A 16,580-nucleotide genomic window follows, 5' to 3' on the forward strand; every position below is an offset into this window, starting at 1 on the left:
CTCAGCGCTGAGGAGCCTGTTCAGATTGAAATTATTACTTATTAGTTTCCGCCAGGCTTAGCCAGGTTTGCACCACGGTATCCGGGTTCAGCGAAAGACTGTCTATCCCCTCAGCCATCAGCCACGCGGCAAAATCTTCATGGTCGGATGGCCCCTGGCCACAAATCCCAACGTATTTGCCCTGTTTCTTCGCCGCTTTAATCGCCATCGACAGCAGCGCTTTCACCGCATCGTTGCGCTCATCAAACAGCTCGGAAACCACGCCGGAATCGCGATCCAGACCGAGAGCCAACTGAGTCATGTCGTTTGAACCGATTGAGAAACCATCGAAATATTGCAGGAACTCATCGGCCAACAAGGCGTTCGATGGGATCTCACACATCATGATGATTTTCAGTCCGTTTTCGCCACGTTTCAGCCCCTGACGTTCCAGCTCTTCAACCACGGCTTTGGCCTGCGCCACGGTGCGCACAAAAGGCACCATCACTTCGACGTTAGTCAGGCCCATGTCGTTACGCACGCGTTTCATGGCGGCGCATTCCAGTGCGAAGCAGTCGCGGAAGCTGTCGGCGACATAGCGACCGGCCCCACGGAAGCCGAGCATGGGGTTCTCTTCTTCCGGCTCATAACGCTCGCCGCCGACCAGGTTGGCGTATTCGTTAGATTTGAAATCAGAAAGACGTACGATCACGCGCTTTGGCCAGAATGCCGCACCCAGCGTGGCGATGCCTTCGGTCAGGCGACCGACGTAAAATTCAACCGGGTCGTCGTAGCCTTTCATCATCTCGCGGATTTCGTTTTGCAGCTTAGGCTCCTGCTCATCAAACTCCAGCAGCGCGCGCGGGTGCACGCCAATCATGCGGTTGATGATAAATTCCAGGCGCGCAAGCCCCACCCCTTCGTTCGGCAGACAGGCAAAATCAAATGCCCGGTCAGGGTTGCCGACGTTCATCATAATTTTCAGCGGCAGATCCGGCATGGTATCGACGGTGGAACTTTTGATGCTGAAATCCAGCAGCTCCTGGTAAACATAGCCGGTGTCGCCTTCGGCGCAGGAAACCGTCACATTCTGGTCGTCGCTCATGCGTTCTGTCGCGTCGCCACATCCCACTACCGCAGGAATCCCCAGTTCACGGGCAATAATCGCCGCATGGCATGTACGTCCACCCCGGTTGGTCACAATCGCGGCCGCCTTTTTCATGATCGGCTCCCAGTCCGGGTCGGTCATGTCGGTGACTAAAACATCGCCTGGCTGGATGCGGTTCATCTCGCTGATGTCGTGAATCACTTTAACCGGGCCGGAACCAATGCGGTGGCCGATGGCACGTCCTTCGGCAATGATTTTGCCCTGCGAGTGCAGCTGGTAGCGCTCCATCACCTGGCCCCGGGAACGCACGGTTTCCGGACGAGCCTGAACGATGTACAGTTTGCCCGTATGCCCATCTTTAGCCCACTCGATATCCATCGGGCGTCCGTAGTGCTTCTCGATTTGCACCGCCTGCTTCGCCAGTTCCTGCACTTCTTCCGGTGTGATAGAGAACTTATCGCGATCGGTCTGCGGCACATCTTCGATACGCACCTGCTTGCCATGCTCCTGACTTGGCGCGTACACCATCCGGATTTTTTTCGAACCCATATTACGGCGCACAATCGATGGTTTACCCGCCGCAAGCGTCGGCTTGTGAACATAGAATTCGTCCGGGTTGACTGCGCCCTGCACCACCATTTCACCCAGGCCGTAAGCTGAGGTGATAAACACCACCTGGTCGAAACCAGACTCGGTGTCGATGGAGAACAGCACGCCGGAAGAGGCGAGATCTGAACGCACCATACGTTGCACGCCAGCGGAAAGCGCCACGCCGCGATGGTCATAACCCTGGTGAACTCGATAAGAGATGGCGCGGTCGTTAAACAGCGAGGCAAAGACGTGTTTCACGGCAATTAACACCGCGTCATAACCCTGCACGTTGAGGAAAGTTTCTTGTTGTCCGGCAAACGATGCATCCGGCATATCTTCAGCGGTGGCAGAGGAGCGCACGGCAAAAGAGGCGTCAGCATCGTCAGCAGAGAGCTGTTGATAAGCATCGTGAATGGCCTGCTCCAGCTCAGGCTGGAATGGCGTATCAATTATCCACTGGCGGATTTGCGCACCGGCTTTAGCAAGCTCGCTTACGTCATCAATATCCGTTTTATCCAGCAGTTCATAAATACGCTGGTTCACACCACTCTGGTCAAGAAACAAATTAAACGCTTCGGCCGTGGTGGCAAACCCATTCGGTACGGAAACACCCATACCAGAAAGGTTAGTAATCATTTCACCCAAAGAGGCGTTTTTGCCCCCGACCCTGTCTACATCATTCATGCCGAGTTGGTTATACCAAAGCACCAGCGGTGACGAGTTGGACATCGAAACAATCCTTTTGTGATATATGAATGGGTACCAGAAACACATTACTTCTTTTTTAGAGTGGCATATTTGCCGGGCTGAGTGAAACCAGTGAATCGTTCAAGCAAAATAAAATTTTATCATTTCGGATTGATCCGCCCTCCCTGTAACTCATTGATTCTTAATTTAAACCCTATATTAATAAAGGATTAAGCGATTAACAGAAAATGAACCAGCCATTTCATTAATAATAAAAACCACATTTCATTTTTAGAAAATCAAAACAGAGCGATCCAGATGAGCCATTTTAATTTATGCTTCAGCCAGGGTTGTCACTTACAGGAGAGGAAAATGGAGAATGCGGTAGACAGGCAGGTGTTTTATATTTCCGACGGCACCGCGATTACCGCCGAAGTGCTCGGCCATGCGGTGATGTCGCAGTTTCCGGTCGCGATTAACAGCATCACGCTGCCGTTTGTTGAGAACGAAAGCCGGGCGAATGCGGTGAAGGAGCAAATCAATGCCATTTACCAGCAGTCCGGCGTGCGCCCGCTGGTGTTCTACTCCATAGTGTTGCCAGAAATTCGCAACATTATTCTGCAAAGTGACGGTTTTTGTCAGGATATTGTCCAGGCGCTGGTTGCGCCTTTACAGCAAGAGTTACAGCTCGACCCAACGCCAATTGCCCACCGTACTCACGGCCTGAATCCAGGGAATTTAATGAAATATGACGCGCGTATTGCCGCCATTGATTACACCCTGGCGCATGACGACGGCATTTCGATGCGTAACCTCGATCAGGCACAGGTCATTTTGCTGGGCGTCTCGCGCTGCGGGAAAACCCCGACCAGTTTGTACCTTGCGATGCAGTTTGGCATTCGTGCCGCAAACTACCCGTTTATCGCCGATGATATGGATAATATTCAGCTGCCCGCGCTACTAAAACCGCTGCAGCACAAGCTGTTTGGTCTGACAATCAACCCCGAGCGCCTTGCCGCAATTCGTGAAGAGCGCCGCGAAAACAGCCGCTATGCGTCGATACGCCAGTGCCGCCTGGAAGTCGCTGAAGTAGAAGCGCTGTTTCGCAAGAATCAAATTCGCTATCTCAACAGCACCAATTATTCCGTTGAAGAGATGGCGACCAAAATTCTGGACATTATGGGTCTGAATCGCCGCATGTACTAACAAGCTAGTTCATTGATGCAATTTTGTATGGTAACGTGTACGGAACCTGGTGGTAATGATTGATATTGACGGTTGAATTCAACATAAATTGGTTTATCGTGACTGCCATCACTTCCCGGTACTCCTGCCGAGCTGAAGACAAAATTTCTGAGACCCCCAATGAATAAAACAGATGAATTGCGCACCGCGCGCATCGACAGTCTGGTCACCCCTGCGGAGCTGGCACAGCGTCTGGCCGTTTCACCAGAGGTGGCGCACAATGTGGCTGCCGCACGTCGTCGTATCGAAAAAATCCTCAATGGTGAAGATAACCGCCTGCTGGTGATTGTGGGCCCGTGCTCGATTCACGACCTGGATGCGGCAATGGATTACGCCCGCCGCTTGCAGACGGCACGCGAGAAACATCAGCAGCGTCTTGAAATTGTCATGCGGACCTACTTCGAAAAGCCACGCACCGTGGTGGGCTGGAAGGGGCTGATCTCCGATCCTGATTTGAACGGCAGCTACCGCGTGAACCATGGCATTGAGCAGGCGCGCCGCCTGCTGTTGCAGGTGAACGAGCTGGGAGTGCCGACGGCGACTGAATTCCTCGATATGGTGACCGGGCAGTATATTGCCGATTTAATCAGCTGGGGCGCAATTGGCGCACGCACCACCGAAAGCCAGATCCACCGTGAAATGGCCTCGGCCCTTTCTTGCCCGGTCGGCTTCAAAAATGGCACCGATGGCAATACGCGTATTGCCGTTGACGCGATTCGCGCCGCTCGCGCCAGCCATATGTTCCTCTCGCCGGATAAACACGGCCAGATGACGATTTATCAGACCAGCGGCAATCCATACGGCCATATTATTATGCGCGGCGGCAAACAGCCGAACTACCACGCCGCCGACATTGCTGCGGCCTGCGATAGCCTGTATGAGTTCGATTTGCCTGCACGGTTGGTTATCGATTTCAGCCACGGCAACTGTCAGAAGCAGCACCGCCGCCAGCTGGAAGTGTGTGAAAACATCGGCAACCAAATCCGCAACGGTTCACGTGCCATTGCCGGGGTGATGGCCGAAAGTTTTATTCGTGAAGGCACGCAAACCCTTGTTGCCGGGCAAGCGCTGGTTTATGGCCAGTCGATTACCGACCCATGTCTGAACTGGGAAGATACCGAGACGCTGCTCGATATGCTGGCGGATGCAACGGATAGTCGGTTTTGATTTTTTAGCCCCTTCTCCCTTAGGGAGAGGGGATTAACACTTCCCCACACCCCTCCTGCTCAAAAATCACCCACTCACAAATTTCTTACAAATAACGCTTGATGGCGAAACATAGTTTACTGATAATGATAATCATTGTTACATTGATTGCTATTTGTATACAGAGCGAAACATGGATAAAACACCTGCGCCTTCGCCATCTGCGGCCGTTCCCCGCCAGATAGACAGTAAACAGCTTCTCGGGCCTGACGGGCGCGTGGTGATCGTCCATGAAGGCCAACAATATCAACTGCGTCAGACCCAAGCAGGAAAGTTAATCCTGACCAAGTAAACAAAAAATAGCCTTAATTATCCGCCAGCCACCCAGGTTTTCTTCATCCCCAGGCAGCCAGCACTTTTCATTTTTCTTATGGAGATTTGCATATGCCTGCTTTACACACGGCCAGATTCCGTCTGTCATTACTGACCGTCGCGATTTTTACCACTCTGCCCGCCAGTGCAAAAGACGATCAAATGACCGTCGTCGCAACCGGCAACCAACGCAGCACCTTCGAAGCCCCGATGATGGTGACCGTCATTGACGGCGACACTCCCGCAGGCCAGACCGCCTCTTCTGCCGCAGATATGCTGCGTAAAGTACCGGGGATCACCGTTTCCGGTTCTGGTCGCACCAACGGTCAGGACATCAATATGCGTGGCTATGACCGCAGTGGCGTGTTGATGCTGGTTGACGGCGTGCGCCAGGGAACGGACACCGGCCACCTCAACAGCACCTTTATCGACCCGGCGTTAATCAAACGTATCGAAGTGGTACGCGGCCCTTCTGCCCTGCTGTACGGGAGCGGCGCGCTGGGTGGGGTTATCTCTTACCAAACGGTGGATGCCGGTGATTTGCTGTATGAAGGGCAAAATAGCGGCTTTCGCGTATTTGGCACCGGAGCTACCGGAGACCATAGCGTTGGTATGGGCGCCAGCGCCTTTGGCCGCACCGACAATCTGGATGGGCTTGTAGCCTGGTCCAGCCGCGATCGCGGTGATATTCGTCAAAGCGATGGCAAAACCGCCCCCAACGATGAAAGCATCAGCAATTTCCTGACCAAAGGCACCTGGTATATCGACCCGGCGCAATCTCTTGGCGGCTCTCTGCGTTACTACAATAACGCCGCGCGCGAGCCTAAAAACCCTCAGACTACAACGGCTACTTCTGGCAACCCGATGATTGACCGCTCAACCATTCAGCGTGACGCACAGCTGAAATACCATATCGGGCCTGAGCAAAGCGACTGGCTGAATGCTGACGCCACCGCGTACTGGTCCGAGGCACGCATCAATGCGCAAGGGCAAACCAGCGGCGCTGAATTCCGCAAACAAACCACAGCGGGCGGCAAACTGGAAAACCGCAGCCGCCTGTTTACCGACAGCTTCGCCGCGCACCAGCTGACTTACGGCGGCGAGTATTATCGCCAGCAGCAGAAGCCTGGCGGCAACGCCACCGGCTTCCCGCAGGCCAGAATTAACTTCGGCTCTGGCTGGCTACAGGATGAAATCACCCTGCGCGATCTGCCGGTCTCTATCCTTATGGGAACGCGCTATGACGATTACAGCGGCAGCAGCGACGGCTATCAGGATGTGAACGCCGACGAATGGTCATCGCGCGGCGCGCTGTCCATTACCCCTACCGACTGGCTGATGCTGTTTGGTTCTTACGCTCAGGCATTCCGCGCCCCGACGATGGGCGAAATGTATAACGATTCGAAGCACTTCTCCATCGGCTCGCGCTATACCAACTATTTTGTGCCGAACCCGAACCTGCGTCCGGAAACCAACGAAACTCAGGAATACGGTTTCGGTCTGCGCTTTGAGAATTTAGCGCTGGCTGACGACAACATCGAATTCAAAGCCAGCTACTTCGATACCAAAGCGGAGGATTATATTGATATGACCGTCGATTTCCGCCGTGCGACCACCATGTCTTACAACGTCCCTGATGCAAAAATCTGGGGCTGGGATATGACGGCAAAATACACCAGCGCCTGGTTTAGCCTCAACCTGGCGTATAACCGTACTCGCGGTAAAGACACCAACACCGGCGAATGGATTTCAAGCCTTAACCCGGACACCGTCACCAGCACTCTGGACGTTCCCGTGGCGCAAAGCGGCTTCTCTGTTGGCTGGATTGGCACCTTTGCGGATCGCTCAACGCACATCAGCAAAAGCTACAGCGCCCAGGCCGGCTACGGCGTGAACGATTTCTATATCAGCTATCAAGGCCAGCAGCAGCTACGCGGCCTGACGACTTCTCTGGTGCTGGGCAACGCCTTTGATAAGGAATACTGGTCACCACAGGGGCTGCCTCAGGATGGCCGTAACGGAAAAATCTTTGTTAGTTATCAATGGTAAGGAAGCAATATGACTCAGCGTTATGCAAGCTGGTTGCAGCTTAAACAGCAACACCCGAAAAAATATGCTCGCGATATCGCCAGGCTGATGAGCATCAGCGAAGCAGAGCTGACTCATGCCCGCGTCGGGCATGATGCCTGGCGCTTAAAAGGTGAAATTCGCGACATTCTCACCTCTCTTGAAAGCGTGGGCGAAATTAAATCTATCTGCCGCAACGAATATGCAGTGCATGAGCAGATCGGGCGCTTTGAAAACCAGCAGTTGCACAGCCACGCCGGACTGGTCCTTAACCCGCGCGGGCTGGACTTACGCCTGTTCCTTAATCAATGGGCTTTCGCCTTCCACGTTCGTGAAGAAACCTCACGAGGTGAACGTCAAAGTATCCAATTCTTTGACCACCAGGGTGACGCGCTGCTGAAGATCTACGCCACCGACAACACGGATTTCGCAGCCTGGGGCGAGGTTCTCGCAACGTATATTTATGCCGATAACCCGGACCTTGAGCTAAAAACGGCTGAAGAAAGTGTCATGACGCCTGCCGTCGATGGCCGCCTGGTTGAAGCTGAATGGCGCGCCATGCGCGATGTGCACCAGTTCTTCGGGTTACTGAAACGCCACCAGCTTACGCGCCAACAGGCGTTCCGTCTGGTGGCAGAAGATCTGGCCTGCCAGGTTGATAACCGCGCGCTGGCACAATTGCTGGCTATGGCTAAACAAGATCGGAACGAAATCATGGTGTTTGTTGGCAACCAGGGCTGCGTGCAGATTTTCACCGGCGTCGTTGAGAAAGTCGTCCCGATGGACAACTGGATTAACATCTTTAATCCACAGTTCACGCTGCACCTGCTGGCTGACACCATCGCTGAAAGCTGGGTCACACGCAAACCAAGCGGCGACGGCTTCGTCACCAGCCTGGAACTGTTTGCCGCGGACGGCACGCAAATCGCCCAGCTTTACGGGCAGCGCACCGAAGGCGAACCTGAGCAACAGCAGTGGCGCACACAGCTTGCAGCGCTGGCAAGCAAAGGAATGGCCGCATGAAACGCTGGCTAATTGCCCTGCTTGCTTTGCCTGCCATTGCTATTGCCAGCGAGCGCGTGGTGGCCATTGGCGGTGACGTGACGGAAATTGCCTTTGCGCTAGGCGCAAGCGACCAACTGGTCGCGCGTGACAGCACCAGTTTGCATCCGGCAGCGGCGACAAAGCTGCCGGATGTGGGCTATATGCGTCAGCTCAATGCCGAAGGGATGCTGGCAATGCGCCCGACGCTGGTGCTGGCTAGCGCTCAGGCGAAGCCGTCACTGGCTCTCGAGCAGGTCGCGAGTAGCCGCGTCAGGGTTATCACAATCCCTGCGACAAATTCGCTGGATGGTATTGATGACAAAATTGATGCGGTAGCGCAGGCAATGGGAAAAACGGCCGAGGGTGAAACTTTGCGCCAGCAGCTCCACGCCAAACTGGCCGCCATTCCTGACAAGCCGCTGTCGGTAAAAGTGCTGTTTATCATGAGCCATGGCGGCATGACGGCGATGGCTGCCGGGCAAGAAACGGCGGCAGATGCGGCGATCCAGGCCGCTGGTTTGCGAAATGCGATGCAAGGCTTTAAACGTTATCAGCCGCTGTCCCAGGAGGGGGTGATTGCCAGCCGGCCGCAGCTGGTGCTGGTCACCGCCGATGGCGTAAAAACCCTGGGCGGTGAAGAGAACGTCTGGAAGTTGCCGGGGCTTGCGCAGACGCCAGCCGGGAAAAATCGCCAGCTATTGGTGGTTGACGATATGGCGCTGCTGGGTTTCGGCCTGCAAACGCCTGATGCGATCCTTGCATTACGGCATAAAGCGGAGCAATTGCCTTGATACGCCGTCCCCTGCCTCAACGCGCCCTGTTAGCCATGCTTCTGGCATTACTGGCCCTCGCTTTGGTAGCGGCAAATGCAGGCGCCATGCGGCTCTCTGTCGCCGTTTTGTGGCAGGCTCAGGATGACGCGCTGCGCCATATCTGGCTTAACATCCGCCTGCCGCGCGTGCTGCTCGCGATGCTGGTGGGCGGCGCGCTGGCGCTTTCCGGCTGCGTGATGCAGGGATTGTTTCGCAACCCGCTGGCCGATCCTGGTTTACTTGGCATCAGCAGCGGCGCGGCACTGGCGGTCGGTTTTTCGGTCGTTATGCCGTTGGCGTTACCCGCGGTATTGGCGCTGTATGTTCCGATGCTTGCCGCTTTTCTGGGCAGCCTCGCGGTCACTTTGGTGATTTTCTTTCTCAGCCGTCAGGGGAATAACTCGCTCTCCCGCCTGCTGCTGGTGGGCATAGCGGTTAACGCGCTGTGCGGTGCGGCAACGGGCGTACTTTCGTGGATCGGTAACGACGCTCAGCTGCGCCAGCTGTCGCTGTGGGGCATGGGCAGCCTCGGACAGGCTCAGTGGTCAACATTGCTGGCTACCGCTTCATTTATCCTTCCGGCTTCAGCGGCTATCGCGCTTGCGTCCAGACGCCTTAATCTGTTGCAGCTGGGCGATGAAGAAGCGCACTACCTTGGGGTCGATGTCAAAAAAACCCAGCGGCAATTACTGATTTTAAGCGCGCTGTTAGTGGCCGCGGCGGTTGCCGTAAGCGGCGTGATTGGCTTTGTGGGTTTAGTGGTGCCGCATTTGGTGCGGATGTGGCTCGGTGCCGATCACCGCTGGCTGATCCCCGGTTCGCTACTGGCTGGGGCGATATTATTGCTGGTTGCTGATACGCTCGCCCGCACGCTGGCTGCACCTGCGGAAATGCCGGTAGGTTTGCTGACCAGCCTGCTCGGCGGCCCGTGGTTTTTAGCGCTGATATTTCGCCAAAAGAGAGAAGCGGATGGTTAATCTATTACAGGCGCAAAACGTCACGCTGCGCATTGGCGAGCGAAAGCTGCTCGATGATATCAATCTGACGCTGGCTACGGGCGAAGTGGCCGCGTTAATCGGCCCTAACGGAGCCGGAAAATCCACGCTGCTACGCGTGCTCACCGGTTTTCAACCGCCGGAGTGCGGTGAAATTACGCTTGCCGGGCGCCCCTTGAATCAGTGGTCAGGCGAGGCATTATCGCGTAAGCGTGCGGTTATGCGCCAGCGCAGCGGCATGGCGTTTAGCTGGGCCGTTGAAGAGGTGATTGCCATGGGGCGTGCGCCGTGGCCAGCACAAGAGACCAAAGCCGTTGTTCAGGAAGTGATGGCGCTGACGGGCTGCGATAACCTTGCCGGACGTGATTTCTGCCAGCTTTCCGGCGGCGAACAGCAGCGGGTTCAACTTGCGCGTGCGCTGGCGCAGCTGTGGCAAAACGGGCAGCCGCACGGCTGGCTGTTTTTAGATGAACCCACCTCCGCACTCGATCTCTATCATCAACAACATATTCTGCGTTTACTGCGCCGTTTATCGCTGATGGGAACGCTATCGGTGTGCGTGGTACTGCATGATTTGAACCTCGCAGCACTGTGGGCCGAGCGGATTGTGTTGTTGCATGAAGGGCGACTGGTCGCCAATGGTTCGCCGCAAGAAGTGCTGAACGAGACGCTATTACGGCACTGGTATCAGGCTGATTTACGGGTGTTCCGCCATCCTGAACACCCGGTACCGCAGGTTTGGTTGCAGCAATAGTTAGCTGGAACAACTCACCGCTAAGCGTTTACCCCAGTCTGGCGGACGCTGTGTCTCATCACCCTGATGGTCGGCAAACGGCTGTTGCAAGATTTTATGCAGCTGAGCCAGCACGCTGGCATCGCCCTGCTCTGCAGCATCAATAGCCCGTTGCGCCAGCCAGTTGCGTAAAACCACCGCAGGGTTTGCGGCTTTCATCGCCTGCTGACGTTGTTCATCGCTTATCTGCTCGGTCTGTAGACGAGCACGATAACGAGTAAACCAGCTATCGAAACCTGCGCGATCGATAAATTCATCGCGCAGCGGTGAGCTGGCCGAATGTTGTTCGGTCAGGCTTAACATGCGGAAAGTTCGCGTGTAGTCACTACCCTCTTTTGCCATCAGCCCGAATAATTCCGTCAGAATTTCGTTATCCGACGCCTGTTCGGTTAGCAGACCCAGCTTGCCGCGCATTAACTCCCCGAAGGCTTTCATTAACGCGAACTGGTAATGGTCGAGTAATTCATTAAGCCTCTCCACCGCAATTAACGGTGACAGCGTTTGCGCCAGGCGTTGCAGGTTCCACAGGCCAACGGCCGGCTGATTATCAAACGCGTAGCGTCCCTGATGGTCGGAGTGGTTGCAGATGAAATCAGGCTGGTAATCATCAAGGAAGCCAAAGGGACCGTAATCCATCGTCAGGCCCAGGATCGACATATTATCGGTATTCATTACGCCATGCGCGAAGCCGACAGTTTGCCAGCGGGCAATCATTTGCGCGGTGCGCTCCACAACATCACGCAACCAGAGCTGATATTTATCGGCTTCATCGACAAGCTGCGGCCAGTGATGGGCAATCACGTAATCTGCCAGCTGCTGGACTTTTTGCGGCTCGCGGCGATAGTAGAAATGTTCAAAGTGGCCAAAACGGACATGGCTTTGCGCCACGCGCAGCAGCATGGCTCCCTGTTCACTGGTTTCACGCTGTACCGGCGTATCGCTGGTAACAATAGTCAGCGCGCGCGTGGTGGGAATACCCAGCCCATGCATGGCTTCACTGGCCAGAAACTCGCGCACCGTGGAACGCAGCACGGCACGGCCATCGCCCATGCGGGAATAAGGCGTTAAGCCAGCCCCTTTCAGGTGCCAGTCAACTTTACCCCCGTCTGCCAGATGCTGTTCACCAAGCAAAATACCGCGCCCGTCGCCAAGTTGACCGGCCCAGACGCCAAACTGATGGCCGCTATAGACCTGGGCCAGAGGCTGCATACCCGGCAGCAGCGTTTCGCCGCTCCAGATCCCCACGTGGGCGTTATCAAACAGTGACGCATCAAGGCCCAGTTCGTCCGCCAGCGGGCGATTAGAGTAAAACAAGCGCGCATTATGCAGCGGTGTTGGTTTAAGCGCCGTATAAAAACCGGGCAGCTCATGGTGCCAGCTATTGTCAAATACAGGTTGATTGGTCATGGAACCTCCTGCCAATAGTGTAGTGCCTGCGTGAGGTTTTAAACACGGCACGTTGGCAGGGGTATTACTCAATCCACAACATTGGAATTAAACCAGGCGATAAGCTTTTCGGGTGCAATGGCCGGTGAGAAATTACCCTGCACCGCGAAGGTGGTTAATGCCAGAACTTTCTGGCGCGCGATATCATCGTCAATACCGGTAATGACTAATGTCTGGCAAGACGAAGAAAGCTGCGCCAGCAGCGCTAACATAAAGGGCGCAAAAGAACGCTGTTTAATTTGCTTCTGAATAAAAAGCTTGTCCAAAAATACACGTTTAAATAGCCCATCAAAAATAGGTTTGGCGGTCGCGATTCCTGCACCGAAATTTGCCAACGCTAAGGGATAATGGTGACTCATGGTAACTAATTGTCTATTTTTATCGCCCAGATTTAACGCCGGGAAATTCTCACTGACGGCAAACTCAATGAACGGCAGATGTGCCAGACGGCGTCGCCATTCAGCGCTGGCTAAAATTGTGTCAACAATTACCACGCTAATATTCACCCAGACAACCAGGTGCCGGGCCTTAAAGAATGCTTGATAGTTTTCCAGTAATTCTATTTGTTTATTGAATAATATTAATTGCTGCTCGGATTTAATCACCGGGGCAACTAATTCTGTCGGAATACGCACCGGGGCATCAACACCAACAAAATTAACTATTAATTCAACACCTAACAGCCCGCCATGCGGTAAGTAAACGGGGTGAAAATAAAACTCCGGACGATATTGTGCATCAAGTTCGAGGATCATGTTGTCAGCCATGTTTCGAATGAGGTGGATGGCATCGCAACACGATGAACATCCAGCGTTAACTGGATTGATTTTAATGGAATTAAAAACAATATTATTCCTGAAGTTGTGTCAGAATTTTTACCTAATCAAAATATATTATCCTGGTTACTCAGCGGTCGCCAGTTTTAGCGAATATCAGGCACTGGCTCACGGTGGATTATCTCAGGTGAAAACGATTCGTTCCCCCTTCTCCAGCCATTTACGGATCGTGAAGCGCGCCATTTCCGCTATCGAAAAATGATTGGGGGGAATGCCCCAATGCAATAATGGCGCTTTCAACTCTGCTCGCGTGTCAGACGAGGCGTATCTGTGCAGGCAAAGGAACTAGATGCGGCGAGCCTGCCAGAATTTCTTCCTCCAGTAGACGTTATCCAGCGACGAGCGCATAACGCCGCGGCTGGTGGAGGCGTGGATAAACTGATTATCGGTATCGTAAATTCCCACGTGCAGACCGCTTTCACCGGAGCCTGTTTTAAAGAAGACCAGGTCGCCTGGGAGTAAATCGTCTTTATCGATTTCCGTACCGATTTTGGCCTGCTGGCGGGTTTCACGCGGCAGCTGTAGTGCAAAACGATCGCGGAAGGTAATAGAGACAAAGCCCGAACAATCAACACCGCGACGGCTCATGCCGCCATAGCGATAGGGGGTGCCATGCCAGCCATTAAGCTGATCGTTAAGCTGCGCAATAACCGTTATCGAATCTGAAAGACGAGAATTTGGCGGGGGTGAATGATGGCTACACCCTGCGAGTAGCAGACACGCCACTAAAATAGTCCATGCACGCATTTTCAGGCTAATCCTCATCCATTTAAATTTTTCAGTAATTTAGCGCTTACCCATGATTTGATGCAAGTTTTTACCGTCGCCTACAGCGGAGATATCAGCATGCTGTGCCCTTCAATCTGCAATCTGCGGAAGTGAATGTCATAGGCTGTCGCCAGATGCTGCGGTGATAACACTTCATCCCGGCCTCCTTGCGCAATCATGTTACCGGCCCGCAATAGCCAGACGGTGTGCGCATGACGCAAACTATGGTTTAAATCATGGCTGCTCATCACTACCGCGATACCGGCTTCGCACAGAGCCATCAGGATTCGGTCCAGCGCGGTTTGCTGCGCCACATCAAGGCTGTTCATTGGCTCATCAAGCAATAGCAGACGGCCATGCGGATTAATATCGGGATGGATTTGCAAAATAACGGCGGCGAGGCGAACACGTTGCCATTCGCCGCCAGAGAGCTGGTTAACACTACGCGTGAGTTTATCGCTCAGGCCAAGACCGTCGGCAAGTTTACCCATGACGCTGTCGTCAGGGCTGATCTGCTGATGCAGCTGCAGATAGTGCCAGACCGGCATAGAAAACGGTGCTAGCTGCTGCTGAGTAAGGTAGGCGCGATGGCGAGCCAGCTGCGTCGGCTGCCAGTCGTTCAGGTTGCTGCCGGCAAAGAGGATTTGCCCGTCTCCCGAACTCAGCCCGGCCGCTCTCGTCAGCAGGGTACTTTTCCCGGCGCCGTTTGGTCCAACCAGGTGTACCAGTTCCCCCGCCTGCACAGCGGCAGAAATCGGCCCAAGCCGCTCCGCCACTGCCACATCGTTAAGTTGCAGCAACGACATTATCTCGCCAGCGCCGACTTGATAGCATTAACAACCACCGGGTCTTCCGGGGTCATGTCCGGTGAAAAACGCGCAATCACCTGCCCATCGCGCCCGATAAGGAATTTTTCGAAGTTCCACAGAATATCACCGGGCTGAACGGGAGCGCGGCCTTTACTGCTCATACGTTCCAGGAAACCACTACCCTCTGGCGCGACCGCGTCTGGAGCGGCAGCAATCAGTTTCTGGTATAGCGGATGGCGGTTCTCGCCATTGACCTCCAGCTTGCTGAACAGCGGGAAGGTCACACCATAAGTGGTGCTGCAAAAGGTTTTGATCTCTTCATGGCTACCCGGCTCCTGCCCCAGAAACTGGTTGCATGGAAAACCAAGCACCGAAAAACCTTGATGAGCGAGATCTTTTTGCAGGTTTTCTAATTGCTCGTACTGCACCGTCAGGCCACATTTAGAGGCAACATTGACCACCAGCAGCACTTTACCTTGCCACTTTTCAAGCGTTGTGGCTTCACCGTCAATAGTGGTGACTTGAGTATTCAGAATCTCTTGCATGACGACCTCTTAAAATTGAACAGCGGTGGGTTATTTTCCGGCTTTTAATAATAGCCAGATAAACACGGGTGCGCCTAACGTTGCAGTGACGACGCCTATCGGTAATTCTGCGGAAACCAGAGCCAGACGCGCAATAATATCAGCCCCAAGCAATACGGTGGCGCCAGCAAGCGCGCTGGCGGGCAGTAAGATACGGTGATCGGTTAGCCCTTTCAGGCGCAGCATGTGGGGAATCACCAGGCCGATAAAACCAATCGCCCCGGCAAGCGCCACGCTAACCCCAACCAGCCATCCTGTGGCAATCACCAGAATATTGCGCCACAGCCAGACGGGTAAACCTAACTGACGCGCTGATATTTCACCGAGCGCCATTAAATTGAGCGGCCCGTAATGGCGGCATAACCACAACATCACCGGCAACAGCGTCACCATTAGCCACCATTGCTGCCAGTCCACACCGCCAAATCCGCCCATCATCCAGTACATTAGCTGGCGTAAATCGAGGCTGCTGCTGAAATAAATGGCCCACGTCATCAACGCGCTACAGATGATCCCCAGCGCCACTCCCGCCAGCAGCAAACGGCTATTAGACAGATGGCGTCGCGAAAAACGCAGCAGGATAAAGGTGATCGCCAGCGCACCGGCAATGGCGCAGATACCCAAAATCCAGCCCGGCAGCATACCCTGCCCGAGCAAAACCGCCGCAACCAATGCGACACCCGCGCCGTTAGAGACCCCCAGCAGGCCCGGCTCGGCCAGCGGATTCTCAAAAAGCGCCTGCATAATGGTGCCAGAAATCGCCAGTGCCGCCCCAACCAACAGTACGGCCAGGGTTCGCGGCATGCGGATCTGCCAGATAAACAGCCGCGCATCCTCACGCAGCCAGTGATGAGGGGCATACCACTGGTCACCTGCGCTTAAACTCAATACCGTCATCCCCAGCATAGCGGCACACAGAAGCAGCAGCCAACGGTGTTCGAGACGGCGCTGTCGCGCAACAAAAGTCTGCATCTGGATAATGAGATCCGCTCAGTAAGAATTAATTTGATTTTACGGGGGATTTTCCGCACAGGACAAGCAGAATAACGCTCTGCCGACGGGAGATTTTCTTCAGACAAAAAAGGCGTGCCGCCAACGGCACGCCTTTTATCACAGGCTCTGCTACTTAAGATATTCGCCGTTACGCAGCGCCTCAATACGTTTGTCCAGCGGCGGGTGAGTCATAAACAGTTCGCTCATTGACTTTGCCTTACCGTTGATGCAAAACGCCATCATGCTGCTGGCTTCTTGTGGCTCATAGCTGGTTTTCAGGCGCTGTAGTGCGGCAATCATTTTTT

General features: G+C 54.3%; 17 protein-coding genes. 9 read left to right on the top strand and 8 right to left on the bottom strand.

Going from position 1 to position 16,580, the window contains the following annotated elements:
• Nucleotides 1-34: 34 nt before the first annotated feature.
• Nucleotides 35-2,452, bottom strand: coding sequence for a phosphoenolpyruvate synthase (gene ppsA / locus EHN07_RS19845; protein ID WP_124025730.1), 2,418 nt, complete (start codon nucleotides 2,450-2,452; stop codon nucleotides 35-37).
• A gap of 285 nt (nucleotides 2,453-2,737) precedes the next feature.
• Between ppsA and ppsR the strand changes: the two genes are divergently transcribed.
• The 8 genes from ppsR (at nucleotide 2,738) to EHN07_RS19885 (ending at nucleotide 10,800) form a co-directional block, all read left to right on the top strand.
• Nucleotides 2,738-3,571, top strand: a complete 834-nt coding sequence (gene ppsR, locus EHN07_RS19850; protein ID WP_124025731.1) for a posphoenolpyruvate synthetase regulatory kinase/phosphorylase PpsR — start codon at nucleotides 2,738-2,740, stop codon at nucleotides 3,569-3,571.
• 159 nt (nucleotides 3,572-3,730) lie between these two features.
• A complete protein-coding gene (locus EHN07_RS19855; RefSeq protein ID WP_124025732.1) occupies nucleotides 3,731-4,777 on the top strand; it encodes a 3-deoxy-7-phosphoheptulonate synthase in 1,047 nt (348 codons plus the stop codon).
• Between the two features lie 172 nt (nucleotides 4,778-4,949).
• Nucleotides 4,950-5,108 (top strand): hemin uptake protein HemP, encoded by a 159-nt coding sequence (gene hemP, locus EHN07_RS19860; RefSeq protein WP_124025733.1) that lies wholly within the window; start codon nucleotides 4,950-4,952, stop codon nucleotides 5,106-5,108.
• A gap of 92 nt (nucleotides 5,109-5,200) precedes the next feature.
• Nucleotides 5,201-7,177 (top strand): TonB-dependent hemoglobin/transferrin/lactoferrin family receptor, encoded by a 1,977-nt coding sequence (locus EHN07_RS19865; protein ID WP_124025734.1) that lies wholly within the window; start codon nucleotides 5,201-5,203, stop codon nucleotides 7,175-7,177.
• Between the two features lie 9 nt (nucleotides 7,178-7,186).
• Nucleotides 7,187-8,218: a hemin-degrading factor gene (locus EHN07_RS19870; RefSeq protein WP_124025735.1), complete on the top strand. Its 1,032-nt coding sequence runs from the start codon at nucleotides 7,187-7,189 to the stop codon at nucleotides 8,216-8,218.
• The gene (locus tag EHN07_RS19875) at nucleotides 8,215-9,030 is read left to right on the top strand and encodes a heme/hemin ABC transporter substrate-binding protein (protein WP_124025736.1); all 816 of its coding nucleotides are present in this window, start codon (nucleotides 8,215-8,217) and stop codon (nucleotides 9,028-9,030) included. The genes EHN07_RS19870 and EHN07_RS19875 overlap by 4 nt, the downstream gene beginning before the upstream one ends.
• A gap of 35 nt (nucleotides 9,031-9,065) precedes the next feature.
• Nucleotides 9,066-10,028 carry a FecCD family ABC transporter permease gene (locus tag EHN07_RS19880; protein ID WP_124025745.1) on the top strand — a complete coding sequence of 321 codons (963 nt, stop codon included), beginning with the start codon at nucleotides 9,066-9,068 and terminating at the stop codon, nucleotides 10,026-10,028.
• On the top strand, nucleotides 10,021-10,800 hold the full coding sequence (locus EHN07_RS19885) for a heme ABC transporter ATP-binding protein (protein WP_124025737.1): 780 nt from the start codon (nucleotides 10,021-10,023) through the stop codon (nucleotides 10,798-10,800). The genes EHN07_RS19880 and EHN07_RS19885 overlap by 8 nt, the downstream gene beginning before the upstream one ends.
• On the opposite strand, the gene selO is transcribed toward EHN07_RS19885, so the two are convergent.
• Nucleotides 10,801-12,246 (bottom strand): protein adenylyltransferase SelO, encoded by a 1,446-nt coding sequence (gene selO, locus EHN07_RS19890; protein WP_124025738.1) that lies wholly within the window; start codon nucleotides 12,244-12,246, stop codon nucleotides 10,801-10,803.
• Between the two features lie 68 nt (nucleotides 12,247-12,314).
• Complete coding sequence (locus tag EHN07_RS19895) at nucleotides 12,315-13,040, bottom strand: EAL domain-containing protein (RefSeq protein WP_124025739.1); 726 nt, start codon at nucleotides 13,038-13,040, stop codon at nucleotides 12,315-12,317.
• Between the two features lie 28 nt (nucleotides 13,041-13,068).
• On the opposite strand from EHN07_RS19895, the gene EHN07_RS19900 reads away from it, so the two are divergent.
• Nucleotides 13,069-13,323, top strand: coding sequence for a hypothetical protein (locus EHN07_RS19900; RefSeq protein ID WP_124025740.1), 255 nt, complete (start codon nucleotides 13,069-13,071; stop codon nucleotides 13,321-13,323).
• A gap of 83 nt (nucleotides 13,324-13,406) precedes the next feature.
• On the opposite strand, the gene EHN07_RS19905 is transcribed toward EHN07_RS19900, so the two are convergent.
• From EHN07_RS19905 to EHN07_RS19925, 5 genes are all read right to left on the bottom strand, one after another.
• On the bottom strand, nucleotides 13,407-13,868 hold the full coding sequence (locus EHN07_RS19905; RefSeq protein WP_124025741.1) for an NlpC/P60 family protein: 462 nt from the start codon (nucleotides 13,866-13,868) through the stop codon (nucleotides 13,407-13,409).
• An 80-nt stretch (nucleotides 13,869-13,948) separates the two neighbouring features.
• Nucleotides 13,949-14,698, bottom strand: a complete 750-nt coding sequence (gene btuD / locus EHN07_RS19910) for a vitamin B12 ABC transporter ATP-binding protein BtuD (protein WP_244202437.1) — start codon at nucleotides 14,696-14,698, stop codon at nucleotides 13,949-13,951.
• Nucleotides 14,695-15,243: a glutathione peroxidase gene (locus tag EHN07_RS19915; protein ID WP_124025743.1), complete on the bottom strand. Its 549-nt coding sequence runs from the start codon at nucleotides 15,241-15,243 to the stop codon at nucleotides 14,695-14,697. The genes btuD and EHN07_RS19915 overlap by 4 nt, the downstream gene beginning before the upstream one ends.
• A gap of 30 nt (nucleotides 15,244-15,273) precedes the next feature.
• Nucleotides 15,274-16,254, bottom strand: a complete 981-nt coding sequence (gene btuC, locus EHN07_RS19920; RefSeq protein ID WP_124025744.1) for a vitamin B12 ABC transporter permease BtuC — start codon at nucleotides 16,252-16,254, stop codon at nucleotides 15,274-15,276.
• Between the two features lie 150 nt (nucleotides 16,255-16,404).
• Nucleotides 16,405-16,580 (bottom strand): M48 family metalloprotease (locus EHN07_RS19925; protein ID WP_148085481.1); only part of this gene is annotated, 176 nt, incomplete at its 5' end.

It is taken from the genome of Buttiauxella warmboldiae, from assembly GCF_003818135.1.
Classification (GTDB): Bacteria; Pseudomonadota; Gammaproteobacteria; order Enterobacterales; family Enterobacteriaceae; genus Buttiauxella; species Buttiauxella warmboldiae.